The organism is Phytoactinopolyspora halotolerans (assembly GCF_010550675.1).
GTDB lineage: Bacteria > Actinomycetota > Actinomycetes > Jiangellales > Jiangellaceae > Phytoactinopolyspora > Phytoactinopolyspora halotolerans.
The window spans coordinates 284,811-305,113 of sequence record NZ_JAAGOA010000003.1; the positions used below are offsets into that span (position 1 = coordinate 284,811).

At 68.8% G+C, this 20,303-nt stretch carries 17 protein-coding genes; 14 read left to right on the forward strand and 3 right to left on the reverse strand.

Going from position 1 to position 20,303, the window contains the following annotated elements; genetic code table 11:
• Positions 1–38 precede the first annotated feature (38 nt).
• The 10 genes from G1H10_RS05840 to G1H10_RS05885 all read left to right on the forward strand — a co-directional run bounded on the left by G1H10_RS05840 (position 39) and on the right by G1H10_RS05885 (position 12,489).
• Positions 39–1,622, forward strand: a complete 1,584-nt coding sequence (locus tag G1H10_RS05840; RefSeq protein WP_163734019.1) for an acyl-CoA mutase large subunit family protein — start codon at positions 39–41, stop codon at positions 1,620–1,622.
• A 137-nt stretch (positions 1,623–1,759) separates the two neighbouring features.
• On the forward strand, positions 1,760–2,479 hold the full coding sequence (locus G1H10_RS05845; protein WP_163734022.1) for a hypothetical protein: 720 nt from the start codon (positions 1,760–1,762) through the stop codon (positions 2,477–2,479).
• Between the two features lie 105 nt (positions 2,480–2,584).
• Positions 2,585–3,655: a hypothetical protein gene (locus G1H10_RS05850; RefSeq protein ID WP_163734025.1), complete on the forward strand. Its 1,071-nt coding sequence runs from the start codon at positions 2,585–2,587 to the stop codon at positions 3,653–3,655.
• A gap of 258 nt (positions 3,656–3,913) precedes the next feature.
• Complete coding sequence (locus G1H10_RS05855) at positions 3,914–4,966, forward strand: BMP family lipoprotein (protein WP_216852940.1); 1,053 nt, start codon at positions 3,914–3,916, stop codon at positions 4,964–4,966.
• Positions 4,963–6,507 (forward strand): ABC transporter ATP-binding protein, encoded by a 1,545-nt coding sequence (locus tag G1H10_RS05860; RefSeq protein ID WP_163734028.1) that lies wholly within the window; start codon positions 4,963–4,965, stop codon positions 6,505–6,507. Before G1H10_RS05855 ends, G1H10_RS05860 begins: the two co-directional genes overlap by 4 nt.
• Positions 6,504–7,658 (forward strand): ABC transporter permease, encoded by a 1,155-nt coding sequence (locus G1H10_RS05865; protein WP_163734030.1) that lies wholly within the window; start codon positions 6,504–6,506, stop codon positions 7,656–7,658. Before G1H10_RS05860 ends, G1H10_RS05865 begins: the two co-directional genes overlap by 4 nt.
• Positions 7,655–8,926, forward strand: a complete 1,272-nt coding sequence (locus tag G1H10_RS05870) for an ABC transporter permease (protein ID WP_216852941.1) — start codon at positions 7,655–7,657, stop codon at positions 8,924–8,926. The genes G1H10_RS05865 and G1H10_RS05870 overlap by 4 nt, the downstream gene beginning before the upstream one ends.
• Before the next feature lie 120 nt (positions 8,927–9,046).
• A complete protein-coding gene (locus G1H10_RS05875; RefSeq protein WP_163734033.1) occupies positions 9,047–9,514 on the forward strand; it encodes a cytidine deaminase in 468 nt (155 codons plus the stop codon).
• Positions 9,515–9,601: 87 nt separating this feature from the next.
• Positions 9,602–11,188 (forward strand): MFS transporter, encoded by a 1,587-nt coding sequence (locus tag G1H10_RS05880; RefSeq protein ID WP_216852942.1) that lies wholly within the window; start codon positions 9,602–9,604, stop codon positions 11,186–11,188.
• A complete protein-coding gene (locus G1H10_RS05885) occupies positions 11,185–12,489 on the forward strand; it encodes a thymidine phosphorylase (protein ID WP_163734036.1) in 1,305 nt (434 codons plus the stop codon). Before G1H10_RS05880 ends, G1H10_RS05885 begins: the two co-directional genes overlap by 4 nt.
• Positions 12,490–12,571: 82 nt before the next feature.
• Here G1H10_RS05885 and G1H10_RS05890 read toward each other — a convergent pair whose 3' ends face one another.
• Positions 12,572–13,765: an acetate/propionate family kinase gene (locus G1H10_RS05890; RefSeq protein WP_163734039.1), complete on the reverse strand. Its 1,194-nt coding sequence runs from the start codon at positions 13,763–13,765 to the stop codon at positions 12,572–12,574.
• Positions 13,766–13,927: 162 nt separating this feature from the next.
• On the opposite strand from G1H10_RS05890, the gene G1H10_RS05895 reads away from it, so the two are divergent.
• Positions 13,928–14,884 carry an LLM class flavin-dependent oxidoreductase gene (locus tag G1H10_RS05895; protein ID WP_216852943.1) on the forward strand — a complete coding sequence of 319 codons (957 nt, stop codon included), beginning with the start codon at positions 13,928–13,930 and terminating at the stop codon, positions 14,882–14,884.
• Between the two features lie 125 nt (positions 14,885–15,009).
• On the opposite strand, the gene pta is transcribed toward G1H10_RS05895, so the two are convergent.
• Positions 15,010–17,070 carry a phosphate acetyltransferase gene (pta, locus tag G1H10_RS05900; RefSeq protein ID WP_163734042.1) on the reverse strand — a complete coding sequence of 687 codons (2,061 nt, stop codon included), beginning with the start codon at positions 17,068–17,070 and terminating at the stop codon, positions 15,010–15,012.
• Between the two features lie 116 nt (positions 17,071–17,186).
• Between pta and G1H10_RS05905 the strand changes: the two genes are divergently transcribed.
• Positions 17,187–18,317 carry an adenosine deaminase gene (locus G1H10_RS05905; RefSeq protein WP_163734044.1) on the forward strand — a complete coding sequence of 377 codons (1,131 nt, stop codon included), beginning with the start codon at positions 17,187–17,189 and terminating at the stop codon, positions 18,315–18,317.
• Here the strand turns inward: G1H10_RS05905 and G1H10_RS05910 are convergent.
• Entirely contained in the window at positions 18,298–18,510 is a 213-nt protein-coding gene (locus G1H10_RS05910; protein WP_163734048.1) for a PspC domain-containing protein, read from the reverse strand. The genes G1H10_RS05905 and G1H10_RS05910 overlap by 20 nt on opposite strands.
• Before the next feature lie 214 nt (positions 18,511–18,724).
• On the opposite strand from G1H10_RS05910, the gene G1H10_RS05915 reads away from it, so the two are divergent.
• On the forward strand, positions 18,725–19,060 hold the full coding sequence (locus tag G1H10_RS05915) for a PadR family transcriptional regulator (protein WP_163734049.1): 336 nt from the start codon (positions 18,725–18,727) through the stop codon (positions 19,058–19,060).
• Positions 19,057–20,298, forward strand: coding sequence for an HAAS signaling domain-containing protein (locus tag G1H10_RS05920; RefSeq protein ID WP_163734052.1), 1,242 nt, complete (start codon positions 19,057–19,059; stop codon positions 20,296–20,298). The genes G1H10_RS05915 and G1H10_RS05920 overlap by 4 nt, the downstream gene beginning before the upstream one ends.
• Positions 20,299–20,303: the final 5 nt, after the last annotated feature.

Below are 20,303 nucleotides of genomic sequence, written 5' to 3' on the forward strand. Positions count from 1 at the left end.
ACGACGTCCCGACCCGGCGGTGGAGAAATGAGGCGATCATGAGCGCGACAACGGAGTCCGGTCTACCGATCGAGCCCGTGTACGGCCCGGATGCGCTGGAAGGATGGGACCCCACCCAGCAGCTCGGCGAACCCGGGGCGTTCCCCTTCACCCGCGGTGTGTACCCGAACATGTATACCGGACGCCCGTGGACGATGCGCCAATACGCCGGGTTCGGCACGGCGGCGGAGTCTAACCGGCGCTACCACCAGCTCGTCGAGGCCGGCACTGGTGGGCTGTCCGTCGCGTTCGACCTGCCCACTCAGATGGGTTACGACTCGGACGCACCGCTGGCCAAGGGTGAGGTCGGCAAGGTGGGCGTAGCGATCGACTCGGTCGAGGACATGCGGGTGCTGTTCGACGGCATCCCGATGGACAAGGTGTCCACGTCGATGACGATCAACGCCCCCGCCGCACTGCTGCTCCTGATGTACCAGCTGGTCGGCGACGAGCAGGGGATCGCCGGTGACCAGCTCACCGGGACCATCCAGAACGACGTGCTCAAGGAGTACATCGCCCGCGGCACCTACATCTTCCCGGCGGCCGCGTCGCTGCGGCTGGTCAGTGACATCTTCGCGTACTGCCGGCAGGAGATCCCGCGGTGGAACATGATCTCGATCTCCGGCTATCACATGGCCGAGGCCGGGGCGACGCCCGCGCAGGAGGTGGCGTTCACCCTGGCCAATGCGCGCGAGTACGTGCGCGCCGCGCTTTCGGCGGGCCTGGATGTAGACGAGTTCGCGCCGCGGCTGTCCTTCTTCTTCGTCTCGCGCACCTCGATCCTGGAGGAGGTCGCCAAGTTCCGCGCCGCCCGGCGGATCTGGGCGCAGATGATGCGCGACGAGTTCGGCGCGCGGAACCCGAAATCGCAGATGCTCCGTTTTCACACGCAGACCGCCGGCGTCCAGCTCACCGCCCAGCAGCCGGAGGTGAACCTGGTCCGGGTGGCGGTTCAGGCGCTGGCCGCCGTCTTCGGCGGGACGCAGTCGCTGCACACCAACGCCTACGACGAGGCGATCGCGCTGCCGACGGAGAAGGCCGCCCGGCTGGCGCTGCGCACCCAGCAGGTGCTGGCTCACGAGACCGACGTCACCCGGACGGTGGACCCCTTCGCCGGCTCGTACGCCGTCGAGTCGATGACCGACGATCTGGAGGAGGCCGCACGCGACCTGATGCGGCAGGTGGAGGAGATCGGCGGTGCGGTGGCGGCGATCGAGCGCGGCTTCCAGAAGCGGGAGATCGAGAAGTCCGCGTACGCCATCGCCCAGCAGATCGACTCGGGTGAGCGCAAGGTCGTCGGGGTCAACGCGTTCACCGGGAACGGCGAAGAGGAGCCGTACCAGCCGCTTCGCGTCGACCCTGAGCTGGAGGCCGCCCAAGTGGAGCGGCTGGCGCGGCTGCGCGAAACACGGGACGGGGCCGCTGTCACGCGTGCCCTGGATGCGCTGCGCACGGCAGCATCCGGGAACGACAACGTCATGCTGCCGATGCGAGAGGCGCTGGCCGCCCGGGCCACGGTAGGTGAGGTATGCGACGCGCTCCGCGAGGTGTGGGGGACGTACCAGCCGCCGGCGACCGTGTGATCAAGTGGTCACTTCCGTGCGATATGGTCAGCCGCGATGCGGGAGGCGCCCGGACCGTCGCCTTTGACTCCTGACGCGGGCGACTGGCGTGCGAACCGTGTCGCTGTCTGTGGAGGAAGGAACCGAGGGTGCCAGTCATGAGGGCGACCAGACGTACTGCGGCGGTGTTGTCTGCCGTGATCGTCGTCGTCCTGGCGGGCTGTGGTGGCGGTGGTGAGGAACCGGTCGGTCTGGCAACGGAGACGGGTGACGCGCCCACCGCGCCGTCGTCGGAAGGCGGAGACGAGCCGGGCTCGACGGGAGAGCCGACGTCGACAGCGCAGCCCACGCCGACCGGGCCCGACGACGGTGGTGACCAGCCGGAACCGGGGCCGACGTTCACGCAGCCGTACATTCCAGGCGACGAGCCGTCTGTGATCAACCTTCCCGAGGAGTTGGACGTCGAGCCGCCTGACCAGGTCGGCGACGACGAGCGGGAGGTGCTGCGGGCCGTGGGCCGGTTCATGGCGAGCTGGCAGGCGATCTTGTTCGGCGCCGACGCGGAGTTGTCCGGCATCGAGGAGACCGCCACCGGGAGCATCCGCGACAGCCTGGTCAGTTTCATCGCGCAGGCCGAGGACGAGCAGTGGGTGTTCACCGGGGAGCCGATGCAGCTCACGGCGCGCTCGGTCTCGGTGGACGGCGACCAGGCGGAGGTGGGACTGTGCCTGGTGTTTCCTGGCTGGGTGGAGTTCCGCGGGGGATCGGTGTCGCCCTACCCGTCGCCCGAGCGATATGCCGTTGAGCTCGAGCGAACGGGCGACCGCTGGGTGGTGTCCAGCGCGCAGGAGCAAGACGCCGCGCCATGTGACCGGTAGGCAAACCAGGCGTGACCGTCTGGACTACATTCTGTCCAGATTGGGCAAGATCCTGTTACTCTGCCGATGTTCGACTGCTTGTGACTACAAGAGGTATGCGACCTGATGCGCGTGAGGTTTCGACTGGGTACGGCTGCGGCTTGTGCTGCCGCGGCGCTGTTGGTTCCGACGACGGCCCTCGCTCTTCCCCCCGACGACGACGGCAGTGGCGACGGTGGTGGCGGAGACGGCTCTGGCTACTCGGTCGAGGTCCGATTCACGGACGACGGCGGAGGTGGCGATGGCGACGGCGGGTACACCGACTACGTCCCGGCGGCGTGCTGGTGGGTACCGATCGACTATTGGCCGGGTATTGACCCGAGCGATCCCGAAGAGTTCAAGGAGTACTTCTACGAAGAGGTCTACCCGTTGTTGAGGGGCCACGCCGAAGCGGGGCAGATCGCGTGGCCCGATATGGACGTCTTCGACTGGGCCATTGAGCTTCACGAGGACGGCCACGACGTCATGTGGTACGAGATCGAATGCCGAGACTCGCATAACCCTACCGAGCTGGGCTACAACATGGGTGGCGAGACCGAGTACTACGGGGAGACGCTCGGAATTACCAATCACCCTTTCATTCTCGGTGAGCAGCCCGAACCCGGGGTTGATCCGGAGGAACTCGCCGAGGAAGCGCGGGACCGCATGGTCATCGAGGAGCCGGAGATCGAGCGTAATCCCAAGGGCACCGGCACCCTGGCCGGCGCAACGCTGGTGAATCTCCCGACCTGGTTCTGGGCGACCAATCCCGAGGAGAGCATCGGCGGGCCGGACGGCGAGCGCACGATCCGCGCCGAGGTGGTGGGCGGCGACGTCTGGGCCGAGGTAACTGCCCGGACCGATGGTTTGTCTATCGCGTCGCCGGCAGGAAGCACCTTCTGCGAACCGGCGCTCGCCATCGTCGAGTGGACACCGGGTGCCGATGACAGCGCCGGCTGCACGGTCGAGTTCAGTAAAGCGTCGGTGCAGTACGCCGAGGGCTACCCAGTGGCGGCGTCAACTGAATGGTCCGCCACCTGGGAAGGTGTCTTGGAGAACGGTGAACAGGTCGGCGGAGACCTGGAGCCGCTCGCGCGCGAGATCACCGTCGACGTGCCGGTGGCGGAGTCGCAAGCCACCGTCCGGCAGTCCGACTGAGCCGGGTTGACGCGACCGACCGAGACGCGACTGTGCGAATCGGCGGCACGTGCGTCCGTCGTCGTTCTAGCCTGGTGCTGACGGCGGGAGAATTTCTCGCCGACACAGTCAGATCACGGGAGGCTTTCCATCCGAGCGTCCGTACCGACGTGCAGGTTCCGTTCCGGTAACGACGGCCCGTTGAGCTCGCTGGAACCGGGGCGTAACGGATACGCTCTAGCGTCTTCGTGGTGACAGGATTTGGATGAGGGAGGGCCCGTGCGCCGGGTAATGAAACTTGCCGCGGGATTTGCTACCGCGGCTCTGCTGCTCACAGCGTGCGCAGAGGACGATGACGGGGGCTCGGAGGACACCACCGAGTCGGGTGAAGACGGCGGTTCCGGCGACGGCCTCCAGGTTGGTCTGGCGTTCGACGTCGGCGGTCGTGGCGACCGGTCGTTCAACGACTCGGCGGCGGCGGGCATCGAGCGTGCCCAGGACGAACTCGGCATCGAGTTCAACGAGCTGTCGCCGAACCCGGACGGCTCGAACCGCGACGAGTTGTTGCGTGAGCTGGCCGACGGGGGCCACGAGATCATCTTCGGCATCGGATACGCGTTCGGCGAGGATATGGACACCGTCGCCGACGAGTACCCCGACGTGCAGTTCGTGCGGATCGACGGCGCGCCCAGCGACAAGGAGAACGTCGCCGTCATGAATTTCGCCGACCATCAGGGCTCGTTCCTGGTCGGCGTGGCCGCTGCGCTCATGTCCGAGAGCGGGCAGATCGGCTTCGTCGGCGGTAACGAGGGCGTGGTGATCAACGCGTTCGGTGCCGGTTTCAAGCAGGGCGTCGCGGCCGTCGACGACTCCATCGAGGTGGAGGACCACCGGCTCGCGGCGGGTGAGGACCCCAGCGGGTTCGACGACGCCGCCGGTGGCCGGGTGGCCGCCGAAGCCATGTACGACCGCGGCGTCGAGGTCGTCTTCACCGCCGCCGGCGACTCGAACGTCGGCGTGTTCCAGGCAGCCGCGGATGCGGGCGCGTGGGCTGCGGGTACCGACTCTGACCAATATGAGACGGTCGGCGACCCGGAGCTGCAAGAGGTGATCTTCACCTCGATGCTCAAGCGCGTCGATAACGCCGTCTTCGAGAGCATCGACACCTACATCAGCGAGGGCGACGTGGAGTCGACCGTCTATGACCTCTCCGACGACGGCGTCGGCTACAGCACCAGTGGTGACCACATGTCCGAGGACATCATCGCGCAGCTGGAAGACTACAAGCAGCAGATCATCGACGGTGAGATCGAAGTCAGCTCCGAGGAGTGACCGAGAACGCTGCGCCGGTCATCGAGCTGACCGGCATCACGAAGCGCTTCCCCGGGGTGGTCGCCAACAGTGACGTCCACCTCGCGGTGAAGCCGGGTGAGGTGCACGCCGTCGTCGGTGAGAACGGCGCCGGCAAGTCCACGCTGATGAAGATCCTCTATGGCATGTACCAGCCGGACGAGGGCACCATCAGCGTGGACGGTGCGCCGGTCGAGTTCGGCAGCCCGCGGGATGCGATCTCGGCCGGCATAGGCATGGTGCATCAGCATTTCATGCTGGCGGACAACTTCACGGTCCTGGAGAACATCGTCCTCGGCGCGGAGCCGACGTCCGGCGGGCGGCTGGACTTCGGCGCGGCCCGGACGAAGATCCAGGAGATCTCCGACCGGTACGGCCTCGGCCTGCGTCCGGACCGGATGGTCGAGGAGCTCTCCGTCGCCGACCGGCAGCGGATCGAGATCGCCAAGGTGCTGTACCGCGGCGCCCGGGTGCTCATTCTCGACGAGCCGACCGCCGTCCTGGTGCCGCAGGAGGTCGACGCGCTCTTCGAGAATCTGGCCGAGCTGCGCAGCGCTGGGCTCTCGGTGATCTTCATCAGCCACAAGCTGGACGAGGTGCTGCAGGTGGCGGACCGGATCACAGTGATCCGGCGCGGAGCCACTGTCGGCACCGTCGATCCACAGGCCACGACGTCGCGGCAGCTCGCCGAGTTGATGGTCGGCAGCGAACTGCCCACCCCGGAGACCACAGAGTCGACGGTGACCGAGGTGGTCGAGCTCGCCGTCGCCGACCTGCGGATCTGCTCCGATGGCGAGCGCGACCTGCTCAGCGACATCACATTCGACGCGCGGCAGGGCGAGATCGTCGGATTCGCCGGCGTCGAGGGCAACGGCCAGAGTGAGCTGGTCGAAGCGATCATGGGTCTGCGCAAGCCGGACGCGGGCACCATCACGCTCGGAAGTCAGGACATGACCGCGTGGTCTGCGCAGGATCGCCGCGCGGCGGGCATCGGCTTCATCCCGGAAGACCGGCACCGTCAGGCGCTCCTGCTCGATGCGCCGTTGTGGGAGAACCGGCTGCTGGGCTGGCAGACCAAGGCACCCGCCGGGGGTCGATACTGGATCCGGCCACGACTCGCCCGCCAGGAGGCGGCGGCGATCATGACCGAGTACGACGTGCGGGCGCCCGGCCCGGACACCATGGCGGACGCCCTCTCCGGCGGTAACCAGCAGAAGTTCGTCATCGGCCGGGAGATGAGCACCAAGTTGCGGGTTCTGGTCGCGGCCCACCCGACGCGCGGCGTCGACGTCGGTGCTCAGGCCGCCATCTGGGACCGGCTGCGGGAGGCGCGGGCCGCCGGCCTGGCGACCGTCCTGATCTCCGCCGACCTGGAGGAGCTGCTCGGGCTCTCGGACACGCTGTACGTGCTCCTGCGCGGCCGGATCGTGGCGAAGCTGGATCCGGCTGACGTCACGCCGGAAATCCTCGGCGGGTACATGACCGGCGCGGTGACCGCTAACGGTGAGGCGGCGGAGCGATGACCTGGTTGCTCCAGCTGGCGCGCCGGATCGCGCCGACGCTCGTCGCGCTGGTCATGGCGCTGCTCATCACCGGCGTCTTCATCCTGATCATCGGCGAGAACCCGTTGGCTGCGCTGGGTGCGCTGTTCGACTTCGGCGACTCCGCGACGGCGCAGGCGAACTCGATCGGGGTGTGGATCAACCGCGCCACGCCGCTGTTCCTGTCCGGGCTGGCCGTCAGCATCGGCTTCCGGATGGGGCTGTTCAACATCGGCGTCGAGGGACAGTACCGGGTGGCGACGGTCATCGCCGCGGGTGTAGGCGCGGCCATCGTCCTACCGGCACCGCTGCACATCCTGGTGATCGTCCTGGTGGCGATGGCCGCGGGAGCCGCCTACGCGGCGATCCCGGCGGTCCTGAAGACCACGCGGGGTGTGAGCGAGGTCATCTCCACCATCATGCTCAATTCGATCGCGATCGGGCTGGCCGCGTGGTTCGTGCGGTCGCCGTTCGCGGATCCGGACCTCGGCGCGGGGGAGACCGCGGCCACCCGGCCGATCGACGAGTCGGGCCACTTCCCGGGCCTGAACGACCTGTTCGGCACGCTTGGCCTGGAGGAGCCGCGGCGGCCCGTGCATGGCTTCGTCGTTGTCGCGATCGTCGTCGGGATCGTGATGGCCGTCGTCCTGTCCCGCTCGCGGTTCGGGTTCGAGCTGCGGGCGAGCGGTCTGAACGCGCTGGCCGCGGCGGCGAACGGCATCTCGTCGAAGGCCATGGTGATCAAGGCGATGCTGCTCTCCGGCGCGCTGGCGGGGCTGGTCGGGCTGCCGGATCTGCTGGGGTCGGCGCATCGGTTCCAGACGGACTCGTTCGTGGCGGGCTACGGCTTCACCGGCATCGCGGTGGCGCTGCTCGGGCGTAACCGCCCGGGCGGGATCGCGCTGGCGGCGTTGCTCTTCGCCTTCCTGGACCGGGCGGGCCCGCGTCTGCAGTCGGAAGGTATTCCGCCGGCCGCGGTCACCATCATGCAGGGCATCGTCGTGCTGTCGGTGCTGATCGTCGACGAGGTGGCGCGGCGCCGGCTTCGTCGTCGGGAGGAACGTCGCGCCCGGGCTCAGGACCCGGCGACCCGATCCGAGGAATCCGCCGCCCAGCCGGAGGTGAGCTCGTGAGTCGCACGGAGGAGCCACGGCTGGCCGACATCGACGGACGGCTGACCCGGGTGTCGCGGACACAGCGGATCCTGCTCATCATCGCGCTCGGGTTCATCGCTCTGTCCACCGTCCGCGCCATCACCGGTGAGGACGTGCTGACCAGCAGCGGGACAGCCCGGGCCATGCTCATCCTGGCGTTGCCGATCGCGATGTGTGCGCTCGGTGGCCTGGTGGCGGAGCGGGCAGGTGTGATCAACATCGGTCTCGAGGGGATGATGATTCTCGGCACCTGGGGGGCCGGGTTCGGCGGCTGGCATTACGGTCCCTGGGGTGCGCTGCTCGGAGCCGTCATCGGTGGCGCTCTCGGCGGGTTGGTGCACGCCCTGGCCACGGTCACGTTCGGGGTCGACCATATCGTCAGCGGCGTCGCGATCAACCTGGTGGCGGCGGGGCTGGTCCGGTTCCTGTCGGAGGCGGTGTACGCCGAAGGCGAGCAGGGCGGCGGCCCGACGCAGTCCCCGCCGATCGGCGCGGCCAGATCGTTCGACGTGCCGATCCTGTCCTCCGGGCCGGACCTGCTGGGACGGCTGGAACGGACCGACGTCATCGTCCTCTCCGACATCGGCGGCGTGCTGCGTGGTCTGACCAGCGGCCTGACGGTTTTCGCCTTGATCGCGCTGGCGCTGCTGCCGCTGGCGTGGTTCGTGCTGTGGCGAACCGCGCTGGGGCTGCGCTGGCGCTCGGCCGGGGAGAACCCGGTGGCGGCCGAGTCGCTCGGGGTCAACGTCTACCGGATGAAATACCTCGCGGTCATCACCAGCGGTGCGCTCGCCGGGATGGGCGGACTGATGCTCGTGCTGTTCACCGGCTCCTACCGGGAGGGCATGACCGGGGGCCGCGGGTTCATCGGCCTGGCGGCGATGATCTTCGGCAACTGGCGGCCCACCGGCCTGGCCATGGGGTCGGGGCTGTTCGGCTACTCCGACGCGGTGCGGCTGCGGGCGCAGACGTCGGCGGCGGTGCTGGCGTTGCTGTTACTGGTCGGTCTCATCCTGGCGGCCGTGGGTGTGTGGGATCTGTACCGGCGACGTTTCGTGCTCAGTGCCGTGCTGTTGGTGCTGGCCGGCGCCGCGGTGCTCGGCTGGGCGACGTTGGACTATCTGCCGAACGAGATCACCACCATGACTCCGTACCTGGTGACGCTAGCGGTGCTGGCGACGGCGTCACAGCGGCTGCGACCGCCGGCCGCCGACGGCATGCGCTATCGCCGCGGCGAAGAACACTAACGGCACCGCGCACCCTAAATGATCATGTGAAGTAGGTTTCCTCGTGCTCTACCATGTCTGCAGCCCTGTTGCGGCACGAGAAGACCTACTTCACATGATCATTTAGGCGGGGTGTGGGTGATGAGGGTGAGTGAGCGGGTGGACTGGGCCGCGCTGCGGGCGGCGGCGGTCGAGGTCGCTGAGCGCGCGTACGCGCCGTATTCGGCGTTCCCCGTGGGCGCAGCCGCGCTCGTCGACGACGGCCGGGTGGTCACCGGCTGCAACGTGGAGAACGCCTCGTACGGGCTGACGCTGTGTGCCGAGTGCGGGCTGGTGTCGTCGCTCGTGGCGACCGGAGGCGGCCGGCTGGTGGCGTTCACCTGCGTGGGCGGAGAGGACCGGCGCCTGACGATGCCATGCGGCCGCTGCAGGCAACTGCTCTGGGAGCACGGCGGAGCCGAGCTGCTGGTCGAGACGCCCGAAGGCGTTCTGCCGATGACCGAGGTGCTGCCGCAGGCGTTCGCCGCGGACGACCTCGGCCCGCAACCGCCTGCAGCGGACGACCTCGGCCCGCAATCGCCCGCCACGCCGCCACAAGGTGCGTGGTGACGGGCCGAACCGTCGTGGTGGAACGCACAGAGCTTTCCGTCCGGTTCTGGTGATCTTGCCCGTGGTCGACCCGTAGGGTGGGGGACTGTGCCAGTGGTGACGGGATTCGTGGCGGACTTGCGCACCCTGCTGCGCCGCCCGGACTTCCGCAAGCTCTTCGCGGTCCGCATCACCGGCCAGCTGGGGGACGGCGTCCTGCAGGTGGCGCTGGCCTCGTACGTCTTCTTCTCACCTGAACGGCAGACGACGGCACCGGCTGCGGCCGCGGCGTTCGCGGTGTTGCTGCTGCCGTATTCGATCGTCGGGCCGTTCGCCGGCGTGCTGCTGGACCGGTGGCAGCGGCGACAGGTGCTGCTTGTCGCCAATCTGCTGCGCATGGTGCTGACGTTCCTGGTGGCGTGGCAGATCTCGGCGGACGACGTCGGCCCGGTGTTCTTCACCACGGTGCTGGTCATGCTGTCGGTGAACAGGTTCGTGCTGGCCGGCCTGAGCGCATCGGTGCCGCGGGTGGTGCCGCGCAGCGAGCTGGTGATGGCGAACTCGGTCACGCCCACCGCCGGGGCCGTGGCGGTGATCGCGGGCGTGGGCGTCGGCTACCTGACCCAGCGGCTGGTGCTCGGCACCGCCGCCGAGAGCTCGACGGACAGCTCGCTGGCGCTGGCCGCGACGACGGTGTACCTGGTGGCGGCGTTGCTGCCGCTGCGCCTGGACCGCCGCCGGCTGGGGCCGGACGACACGGTGGAGCGGATCACCGTCCGTCAGGCGGTGCGCCAGGTGGCGGCGGGCATGGTCCAGGGGGCGCAGCACATCCACGACCGCAAGCCGGCCCTGTGGGCGATGCTGGCGCTGTCGGCGACCAGGTTCTTCTACGGCGTGACGTTGATCGCCGCGATCCTGCTGTCCCGCAACTACTTCCATGAGGACGACGTCGACGGCGGCCTCGGGACCTTGGCGATGTTCCTGGGCGTGTCCGGCGCCGGTTTCGCCGCGGCGGCCGCGCTGACGCCGCTGGTCAGCCGACGGGTGCGCAAGGAGCGGTGGGCGGCGCTGGCGCTCGCGCTGGCGGCGGTGGTCGTGGTGCTGCCCGGGGCATTTTTCCAGGTTCCGGCGTTGGTGGTGCTCTCGTTCGTGCTGGGCGTAGCGACGCAGAGCGTGAAGATCGTCGTCGATACCGTGGTGCACGAGCGCGTCGACGACGACTACCGGGGTCGCGTCTTCTCCTTCTGCGACGTCGCGTTCAACATCAGCTTTGTCGCGGCGGCGGCGACCGCGGCGGCGTTCCTGCCCTCGACCGGCAAGTCGTACCTGATGGTGGGCGTGGTCTCGGCCGGCTTCGCGCTGACCGCGTTCGGATATCTGCGGGCGGATCGCCGCACCGTGCGTCTCGACGAAGAACTGAGCGCCGAACTCGACGCCCGACTGGATGCCGAGCTCGACGCCGAGCTCAGCGCTGGGCTGGACGGCGGGCCGAACGCGGGCCCCGACGGCGAGCCGAACGCCCGCCTCGACGGTGTGCCGAGCACCCGCCCCGACGGTGTGCCGAGCACCCGCCCCGACGGTGAGTCGACCGTCGCTGGGCTGGACGGTGAGTCGGCCGTAGCGAGACGGCCGGGTATCGGGCAGGATCGTCTCACCCGAACTAAGGACGAGTGGCGAAGCGGACGTGAGCGATGACGAGCACCGGTGAGAACAGGTTCGACGCGGTGGACATCATCCGCGTCAAGCGGGACGGCGACGAGCTCTCGGACGCCCAGATCGACTGGGTGATCGCCGCCTACACCGCGGGTGAGATCGCTGATGAGCAGATGTCCGCCCTGGCGATGGCGATCCTGCTGAACGGAATGTCGCGGCAGGAGATCGCTCGGTGGACCGATGCCATGGTTCGCTCCGGTGTCCGGATGGACTGGTCGAGCGTCGATCGGCCGACCACGGACAAGCATTCCACCGGCGGCGTGGGAGACAAGATCACCCTTCCACTCGCGCCGCTGGTGGCAGCATGTGGTGCGGCCGTTCCGCAGCTGTCCGGTCGCGGGCTGGGGCACACCGGTGGCACGCTGGACAAGCTGGAGTCCATTCCGGGCTGGCGGGCGGCTCTCTCCGGTGAGGAGATGCTGAAAGTGGTGCGGGACGCCGGCGCCGTGGTCTGCGCCGCGACGGCCGACCTGGCCCCGGCGGACAAGAAGCTGTATGCGTTGCGCGACGTGACCGGTACGGTCGAGGCGATCCCGCTGATCGCCAGCTCCATCATGAGCAAGAAGATCGCGGAGGGAACCGGCGCGCTGGTTCTGGACGTCAAGGTGGGATCGGGTGCGTTCATGAAGGACGTCGCCTCGGCGCGGGAGCTGGCGCGCACCATGGTCGAGCTCGGCACGGATGCGGGCGTCACCACGGTCGCGCTGTTGACGAACATGGCGACCCCGCTGGGACTGACCGTGGGCAATGCACTGGAGGTCCGGGAGGCGGTCGAGGTGCTGGCCGGCGGCGGTCCCCCGGACGTCGTCGAGCTGACCACGACGCTCGCTCGCGAGATGCTGGCGGCCGCCGGCGTCGACGGCGCTGATCCGGCCGCGGCCCTGTACGACGGCTCCGCCATGGACGTCTGGCGGACCATGGTGTCGGCGCAGGGCGGGGACCCGGACGCGGCGCTGCCCACCGCGCGGGAGACCCACACGGTCCTGGCTCCGAGCACGGGCATGCTGACCGAACTCGACGCCTACCGGGTCGGTGTAGCCGCATGGCGACTCGGCGCGGGCCGTGCGCGCAAGGAGGACGCCGTCCAGGCTGCGGCCGGCGTGGAGCTGCACGCGAAGCCAGGCGCCTCGGTGCGCGGAGGCGAGCCGCTGCTGACCCTGCATACGGACGAGCCGGAACGGTTCGAGCGGGCGCTGCAGATCCTGGACGGCGCCTACACGATCGCTCCTGACGGCGCACGCCCCGATCTTCCGCCGCTGGTGATCGACCGCGTCGCCGTGTAGGCAAGGCGCGGGAACGACGTCGCTGGTGCCCGAGGGGGCCGGCGCGCAACGACGTCGTACGCGCCTACGTCGTACGCACCGCTTAGCCGCGGACCACGGCGAGCGACTGGCGGGCGATCTCCAGCTCCTCGTTGGTCGGGACCACCAGCACCGCCGTCTGCGCACCGTCCGCCGAGATCAGCCTGGCCCTGCCACCGCGAGAGGCGTTGCGGACATGGTCGATCGCGATGCCGAACCGCTGCAGCCCGGCGAGCGCGTGTGAGCGGACCCAGGCGTCGTTCTCCCCCACGCCACCGGTGAAGACGAGGGCGTGCGCCTCTCCCAGCGCGGCGAGATACGCACCGATGTAGTGCCGGATCCGGTAGCAGTACACGTCGCGAGCCAGCTTCGCGTCCATGTCGCCGTCGGTCGCCATGCGGTGCACCTCGCGCATGTCGCGCACGCCGGTGAGCCCGAGCATCCCGCTGCGCTGGTTGAGGAACTGGTCGAGCTCGTCGACCGACATGCCGGCCTCGCGACGCAGGTGGAACACCGCGCCGGGGTCGATGTCGCCACTGCGCGACCCCATCACCAGGCCCTCGAGCGGGGTCAATCCCATCGACGTGTCGATCGACTCGCCGCCGCGCACGGCCGTGATGGACGCGCCGTTGCCCAGGTGGAGGACGATGAGATTGCTGCGTGCGGGGTCACGTTCCAGGATCCGGCAGGTCTCTCGGGAGACGTAGGCGACCGAGGTGCCGTGGAAGCCGTAGCGGCGGATGCCGTGCTGTCGCGCGACGTCACGGTCGATCGCGTAGGTGTAGGCGCGCGCCGGCAGCGTCTGGTGGAAGGCGGTGTCGAAGACGGCCACATGTGGCACATCGGGCAGCACCTCGCGGGCGACCCGGATACCGGCCAGGTTCGGCGGGTTGTGCAGCGGCGCCAGCGCGGACAGCTGATCGATGGTCTGTTCCAGCTCGTCGTCGATGACGACGGGCTCGGAGAAGCGGTCGCCGCCGTGCACCACACGGTGCCCGACGGCGGCCAGCCCGACATCGGACAACGGGGGCCCGTGCTGGTCGAGGACGTCCAGAACGGTCTTCAGGCCGGCGTCGTGGTCAGGCAGGTCGAGTTTGAGGTCGACCGGCTCGCCGTCGCCCTGGTGCTGGACGTGGCCGCCGTCTTCGCCGATCCGCTCCACCAGGCCCCGGGCCGCCACGTGAGCGTTCTCGGCGTCGATGAGCTGGTACTTGATCGACGACGACCCGCAGTTCAGTACGAGTACCGCTGCACTCATCTCACACCCCGTCGTACCGTTCTCAGATCTCGGTCAGATTGCTGTCCACCGTGGTGCCAGTCCGGACCGGCACCACGCTGCGGAGGGAGCCGCACGTTCGCATATCCGTCATCTTTCCAGTGTCCTCCGGCATGTGTCAGTGCCCCCGTGTACCGTGCCGACATGGAGACGAAACGAGCCCATATCGGTATGTGCTTCGATCGGACCTTCCCCGCGGCACAGGTCACCGACTTCGCCCGGCGGCTGGACGGTGGAGCGGACCAGCTGTGGATCATCGAGGACTGTTTTTACACCGCAGGTGCCAGTCTTGCGGCTGCGGCGCTCGCCGTCAGTGACCGACTCACAGTAGGCACCGGAATTCTTCCGGCTGTGGTCCGTACCACAGCCGTGACGGCGATGGAGATCGCCACCCTCTGCGACCTCGGACCGGGCCGAGTGCTGCCCGGCATCGGGCATGGAGTCCAATCCTGGATGGGGCAGATGGGCGTACGTCCTGCGTCTCCGTTGACCGCACTGGAGGAGGTCCTCACCGGCGTGCGGCGGCTGCTGGCGGGCGAGCGCGTCACGATGCACGGGAGTCATGTCTATCTCGACGACGTCCAGCTGTACCACCCGCCACAGGAAGTGCCGCCGTTGTTGGCCGGCGTTCGAGGGCCGAAATCGATGGCCTTGGCGGGACGGGCGGCCGACGGCGTCGTGCTGGCGGAACCGGCCGGCCCGGCCTACGTCCGGTGGGCATTCGAACAGGCGGGGCATCCCGAGAGGTTCCGGGTGGTCACGTTCTCCATGCTCTGCATCGAACGGGACCGCCGCACCGCCTACACCCAGATGGCGCCGTGGCTGGCGACGTTGCTGGACGACCCGAAGCCGGGCATACAGACACTGCCCTTCTCCGACGAGCTCATCGCCCGCTACCGCGAGCACGGCGTGGAAGGCCTGGTCACGATGCCGCCGGAGTGGTGGACCGAGCTGGGCCCGATCGGCACTCTGGATGACGCGCTGGAGCATGTCGCCGCGCTGGAGGCCGCCGGTGCCGACAGCATCGCGATGTTCCCGTCCTCGAACCTGGAGACGGCGCGGAAGCAGATCGACGACGTGCTCCGCATCGCCGCCCGTTGAGATTCCCTTAAGCGTGTGGAGAGCGCGGCTCGATGGAATCCTCCCGGGTAGGCTCGGGCATCGGCGTGGGAGGAGCCCTGCGACGACCTTGCCGCGGGCGGGGAGGATTCCATCGAGCCGCACTCTCAGAAGACGCTGGCCTGTGCCTGGATGGCGGTGATCGCGATGGTGTTGACGATGTCTCGCACCAGCGCTCCACGCGACAGGTCGTTGACCGGCTTGCGCAGGCCCTGCAGGACCGGGCCGATCGCCACGGCTCCGGCGCTGCGCTGCACCGCCTTGTAGGTGTTGTTGCCGGTGTTGAGGTCGGGGAAGATGAACACCGTCGCCCGGCCCGCGACGTCGCTGTCGGGCAGCTTGGTCCGGGCCACACCCGCGTCCACGGCGGCGTCGTACTGGATCGGCCCCTCGATGGACAGATCGGGACGGCGCTGACGTGCCAGCGCGGTGGCGGCGCGCACCTTGTCCACCTCTGCCCCGGAACCGGATTCGCCGGTGGAGTAGGAGAGCATCGCCACCCGCGGCTCCACCCCGAATGCCTCGGCGGTCTGCGCCGATGAGATGGCGATGTCCGCGAGCTGCTCGGCGGTCGGATCCGGGTTGACCGCGCAGTCGCCGTAGACCAGGACACGATCGCGCAGGCACATGAAGAAGACACTGGACACGGTCGACACACCGGAGCTGGTCTTGATCACCTCGAACGCGGGCCGGATGGTGTGTGCAGTGGTATGCGCCGCCCCGGAGACCATGCCGTCGGCGAGCCCGAGCAGCACCATCATGGTGCCGAAGTAGGACACGTCGGCGACTTGGTCGTGCGCGAGCTCCAGGGTGACGCCCTTGTGGGCGCGGCGGGACGCGTACTCCTCGGCGAAGCGTTCCCGCCACTCGCTGTCCGCCGGGTTGACGATGCGTGCGGCGCCGATGTCCACGCCGACGTTGGTGGCCACCGCCTGGATCCGGTCCGGATCGCCGAGCAGGGTGAGCTCGGCGATGCCGCGGCGTAGCACCGTATCGGCCGCCCGGAGCACGCGCTCCTCCTCGCCTTCGGGTAGGACGATATGCCGGGTTCCGCCCCTGGCCCGGTCCACCAGGCGGTGTTCGAACATCAGCGGTGTGACCACGTCGCTGCGGGTGACGTCGAGCTGGCCGAGCAGTTCGACGTCATCGACGTGCTGCTCGAACACCGTCAGCGCCGTCTGCACCTTTCGGGTCGCATCCCGGGTCAGCCGTCCCCGGACCGCGGCCAGCGCCGTGGCGGTGGCGAAGGTGTCGCCGCTGGTGGTGATGATCGGCAGGTTGACATTGAGGCCGTCGATCAGTTGCACGATCTGGGGAGGCAGGCCGAACCCGCCGTTCAGGACGATGGCGGCGAGGCTGGGGAAGGTCCGCGACGCGTGCGCCATCAGCACCCCAAGCAGCACATCGGAGCGGTCGGCCGGAGTGATCACCACGGCGTCCTCGGTCAGCCGATCCAGGACGTTCGGGAGCGTCATCCCGGCGACGACGAATCCCCTGACCTCGCGGCCGAGCCGTTCGGCGTCCCCGCGGTACAACTCGCCGCCCACATCCACCAGGTCGGCGACCGTGGGCGCGGACAGCAGCGGCTCCTCCGGCAGCGTGTAGACCGGCGACAGCGGCTTGAGCGCGTCGCGGACATCGGCCAGGCGTGCCGGCTCCACCCGGTTGACCATCGTCCCGAGCAGATGGCCGGAGTTGGCGGCCAGCTCGGCGATAGCCGCGTCCGCCGCGGTGCGGATGTTGTCCGGCGTCCGGTTGCGGCCGTTGAGGACCAGCAGTGCCGGCGCACCGAGGTTGGCCGCGATGCGCGCGTTGAAGGAGAACTCGGTCGGGTTGTCGACGTCGGTGTAGTCGCTGCCGACGATGACGACGGCGTCGCACTGGCGGGCGACCTCGTGGTAGCGGTCGATGATGGTGCCGAGCGCGGCGTCCGGGTCGGCGTGCACGTCGTCGTAGGTGACGCCGGCGCACGCGTCGTACGGCAGGTCGGTGCCGTCGTGTTCCAGCAGGAGTTCGAGCACGTAGTCGGGGCGTCGTTCCGGGCGCACGATCGGCCGGAAGACGCCGACGCGGCCGATGCGGCGCGTGAGTGCGGTGAGCACGCCGAGGGCGACGGTCGACTTGCCGGTTTCTCCGGTCACCGAGGCGATATAGACATTCCGGGCCACACCACCGAGACTATCGGCGCGGGCGGCGCTGTGCCCCCATGCAGGTCGCGTATGTGGGGCACGCCTCATGCGGGGTCGCCCTGACGTGGTGGGCACGCTGGAGTAGCGTGGCGAGCATGGCGCCGACACAGGCCGAGATCCTGGCCGCTCCGAAGGTGTTACTCCACGACCATCTCGACGGCGGCCTGCGCCCGGAGACGGTCGTCGAGCTCGCGGCGGAGATCGGTCACGAGCTGCCCGCCGACGACGCCGGAGAGCTGCGCCGGTGGTTCGTGGAGTCGGCGGACTCCGGTTCGCTGGAGCGGTACCTGGAGACGTTCGTGCACACGGTGGCCGTGATGCAGACCGCTGAGGCGCTGACGCGCGTGGCGGCCGAGTGTGCTGAGGACCTCGCCGCCGACGGTGTGGTGTACGCCGAGGTGCGGTACGCGCCGGAGCTGCACTTGGGCGGCGGACTGACGCTCGACGAGGTGGTCGAGGCGGTCGAGACCGGCTTCCGGCTGGGGGAGCAGCGCGCGGCCGAGGCGGGGCGGCCCATCCGGGTGGCGACGCTGCTGACGGCGATGCGGCACGCCGCTCGGTCGAGTGAGATCGCCGAGCTGGTGATCCGGTACCGGGAGAGCGGTGTGGTCGGCTTCGACATCGCGGGGGCGGAAGCCGGGTTTCCACCGACGCGGCATCTGGACGCGTTCGAGTACCTGCGCCGGGAGAACGCCCACTTCACTATTCACGCCGGTGAGGCGTTCGGGCTGCCGTCCATCTGGGAGGCGCTGCAGTGGTGCGGCGCCGACCGGCTCGGCCACGGCGTCCGGATCGTCGATGACATCTCGGTCGATTCGGAGGGACACACCCGGCTCGGGCGGCTTGCGGCATATGTGCGGGACAAGCGGATCCCGCTGGAGCTGTGTCCGTCGTCGAACATCCAGACCGGAGCCGCCGAATCGATCGCGGAGCACCCGTTCGGGTTGCTTGCGCGGCTCCGTTTCCGGGTCACGGTGAACACGGACAACCGGCTGATGAGCGACACTTCCATGTCGCGCGAGCTGACGCTGCTGTCGGAGGCGTTCGGCTACGATCTGGGCGAGTTCCAGTGGTTCGCGGTGAACGCGCTGAAAAGTGCGTTCATCCCGTTCGACGAGCGGCTCGCGCTCATCAACGACGTGGTCAAACCGGGATACGCGGCGCTGACGGCGCAGCGGACGCTGGCCGGTCTGCGTCCGGACCGGGTCAGTCCTCGTTCGGCATGATGAACCACAGCGCGATGTAGATCAGGAACTGGGGTCCGGGTAGCAGGCAGGACAGCAGGGCGATGATGCGCACGCGGGTGGGCGTGGTGCCGAAGCGCCGCGCCAGCCCGGCGCAGACACCGGCGAAGATGCGGCCCTCGCGGGGGCGGACCAGGCCGCGCCGCTTGGTGGGACGGTAGTAACTAGTGCTCATACCTCCACGGTAGGGATCCCGGCCGGTCGTGAACATCCAGTAAGCCCCCGGTTTCCGGCTCAGGGTCCCCTGACACTCCCCATGATCATGAACACTAACCGTGCTATGTGAACGGTAAGTGTTCATGATCATGGGAGGTTGAGGGGTGTGTCGCGCTTTGCGGAGTACTGTGCAAAGCGTAATACTGGTGACGTGGCCCGAGGGAGGGACAGCCATGGATACCAGTCAGCTCCTCAAAGGAGTGCTCGACGTCGCCGTGCTCGCGGTACTCCGTGAAGCGGACGGCTACGGCTATGAGATCGTCCGGCGCCTGCGTGCTGCCGGATTCGACGAGGTCGGTGACGCCTCGGTGTACGGAACGCTGCGCCGCCTGTACAACTCGGGAGCGCTGACCACCTACGTGGTGCCCTCCGAGGAAGGCCCCAACCGCAAGTACTACAGCGTGAACGGCACCGGCATCGACCTGCTCAACCGGTCCGCGAAGACGTGGCGTGAGTTCACGGCGGCGATGTCCGACCTGATCGACCACGGCAGCAAGGAGGCAACGTGACAGATCCACAATGGCCGGGTGACGAGGTCGCGGCGAGATACGCGTCCGCCGTCCGCGACGAACTGGCCGATCTGCCGCCCGGAGAGCTCGCGGAGATCATGGACGAGGTCCGCGACCATCTCGCCCACGTGGTGGCCGAGTTCGGCGACCAGGCCACGGACGAAGCCCTGATCGACCGCCTCGGTCCGCCCGCGACGTATGCGCGGGAGTTGCGAGCCGGTGCCGGAATGGCCGAGCCTGCACCACCGGTGCCGACGTCTCAGCTTGTGGAACAGCCTGGGTTCTTCCGTCGCCTGGGGCGGTTCACGGCGGCGGTCTTCGGTTGGGCAGCCGTTGCCTTCGCGATTGCGACCGTGCTTGACGCGTTATTCGTGACCCACGGGTCCCCCGCTCTCGTGGGGGCCGCCACGGTGTCCGCGGTTGCGGCCGCGGCGTGTACCGGTCTGCTCGTGGCGGGGCGAGATCCAGCGACCGAACTGCGAGAGATCCCCGGCGTCGGAGTGGCCGTGCGCGGCTACGAAAAGATCCGGAGCGAACCGTGGGGCGGGTCCGCCATCGGCTTCGTCCAGTCGCTGGGCCCGGCCTGGTGGGTGCTACGTGCGGTGATCTTCGGCGTCCTGGTGGCCCGTGTCACCACCGTCGCGATGGGTGCCGTGGCGTTCCTGGCGGCGCTCGTGCCGTCCGTGGTGTTGGGCCTGCGGACCGCGTCCGGGCAGATCGCCGACGGCGGTCGGCGTGCGGTGTACGCGACGAACGCGGCGCTGGTGGTCGGCGGGGCAGCGGTCTCGATCGGCCTGGTCGCGGAGACGAGGATGCCGGCCGTCGACTACGTCTCGTACGACGCTGAGGGCGCCGAGTATGACGAGGGCTACCACGTCGGCTACAACGACGCCCAGCGTGAACTCAACGACGGGTACGGCGAGGTCGTGGAGGAAGGCGGTGACGTGTACGTGGACCATGGGGTGGACACAGCTGAAGGACTGGCGGGCACCAACATCTTCGTCTACGGTCCGGACGGTGCCCTGCTGCGCGACGTGATGCTGTTCGACGAGGACGGCCGTCCCATCGAACTGGGGACGCCCGGGGCATGCGTGGACGGCGCCGTCCCTGGTGAGACCTTTACGGTGCCGAACCCGTGGGGCGGACACGTCTATCCGCGGCTCACGGTCGAGGTGGGCGAGTCGGGGGTGTGCGGCGAGCCGAGACTGGACGCGCCGTACGGTGCGCAGCTCCCATGATCATG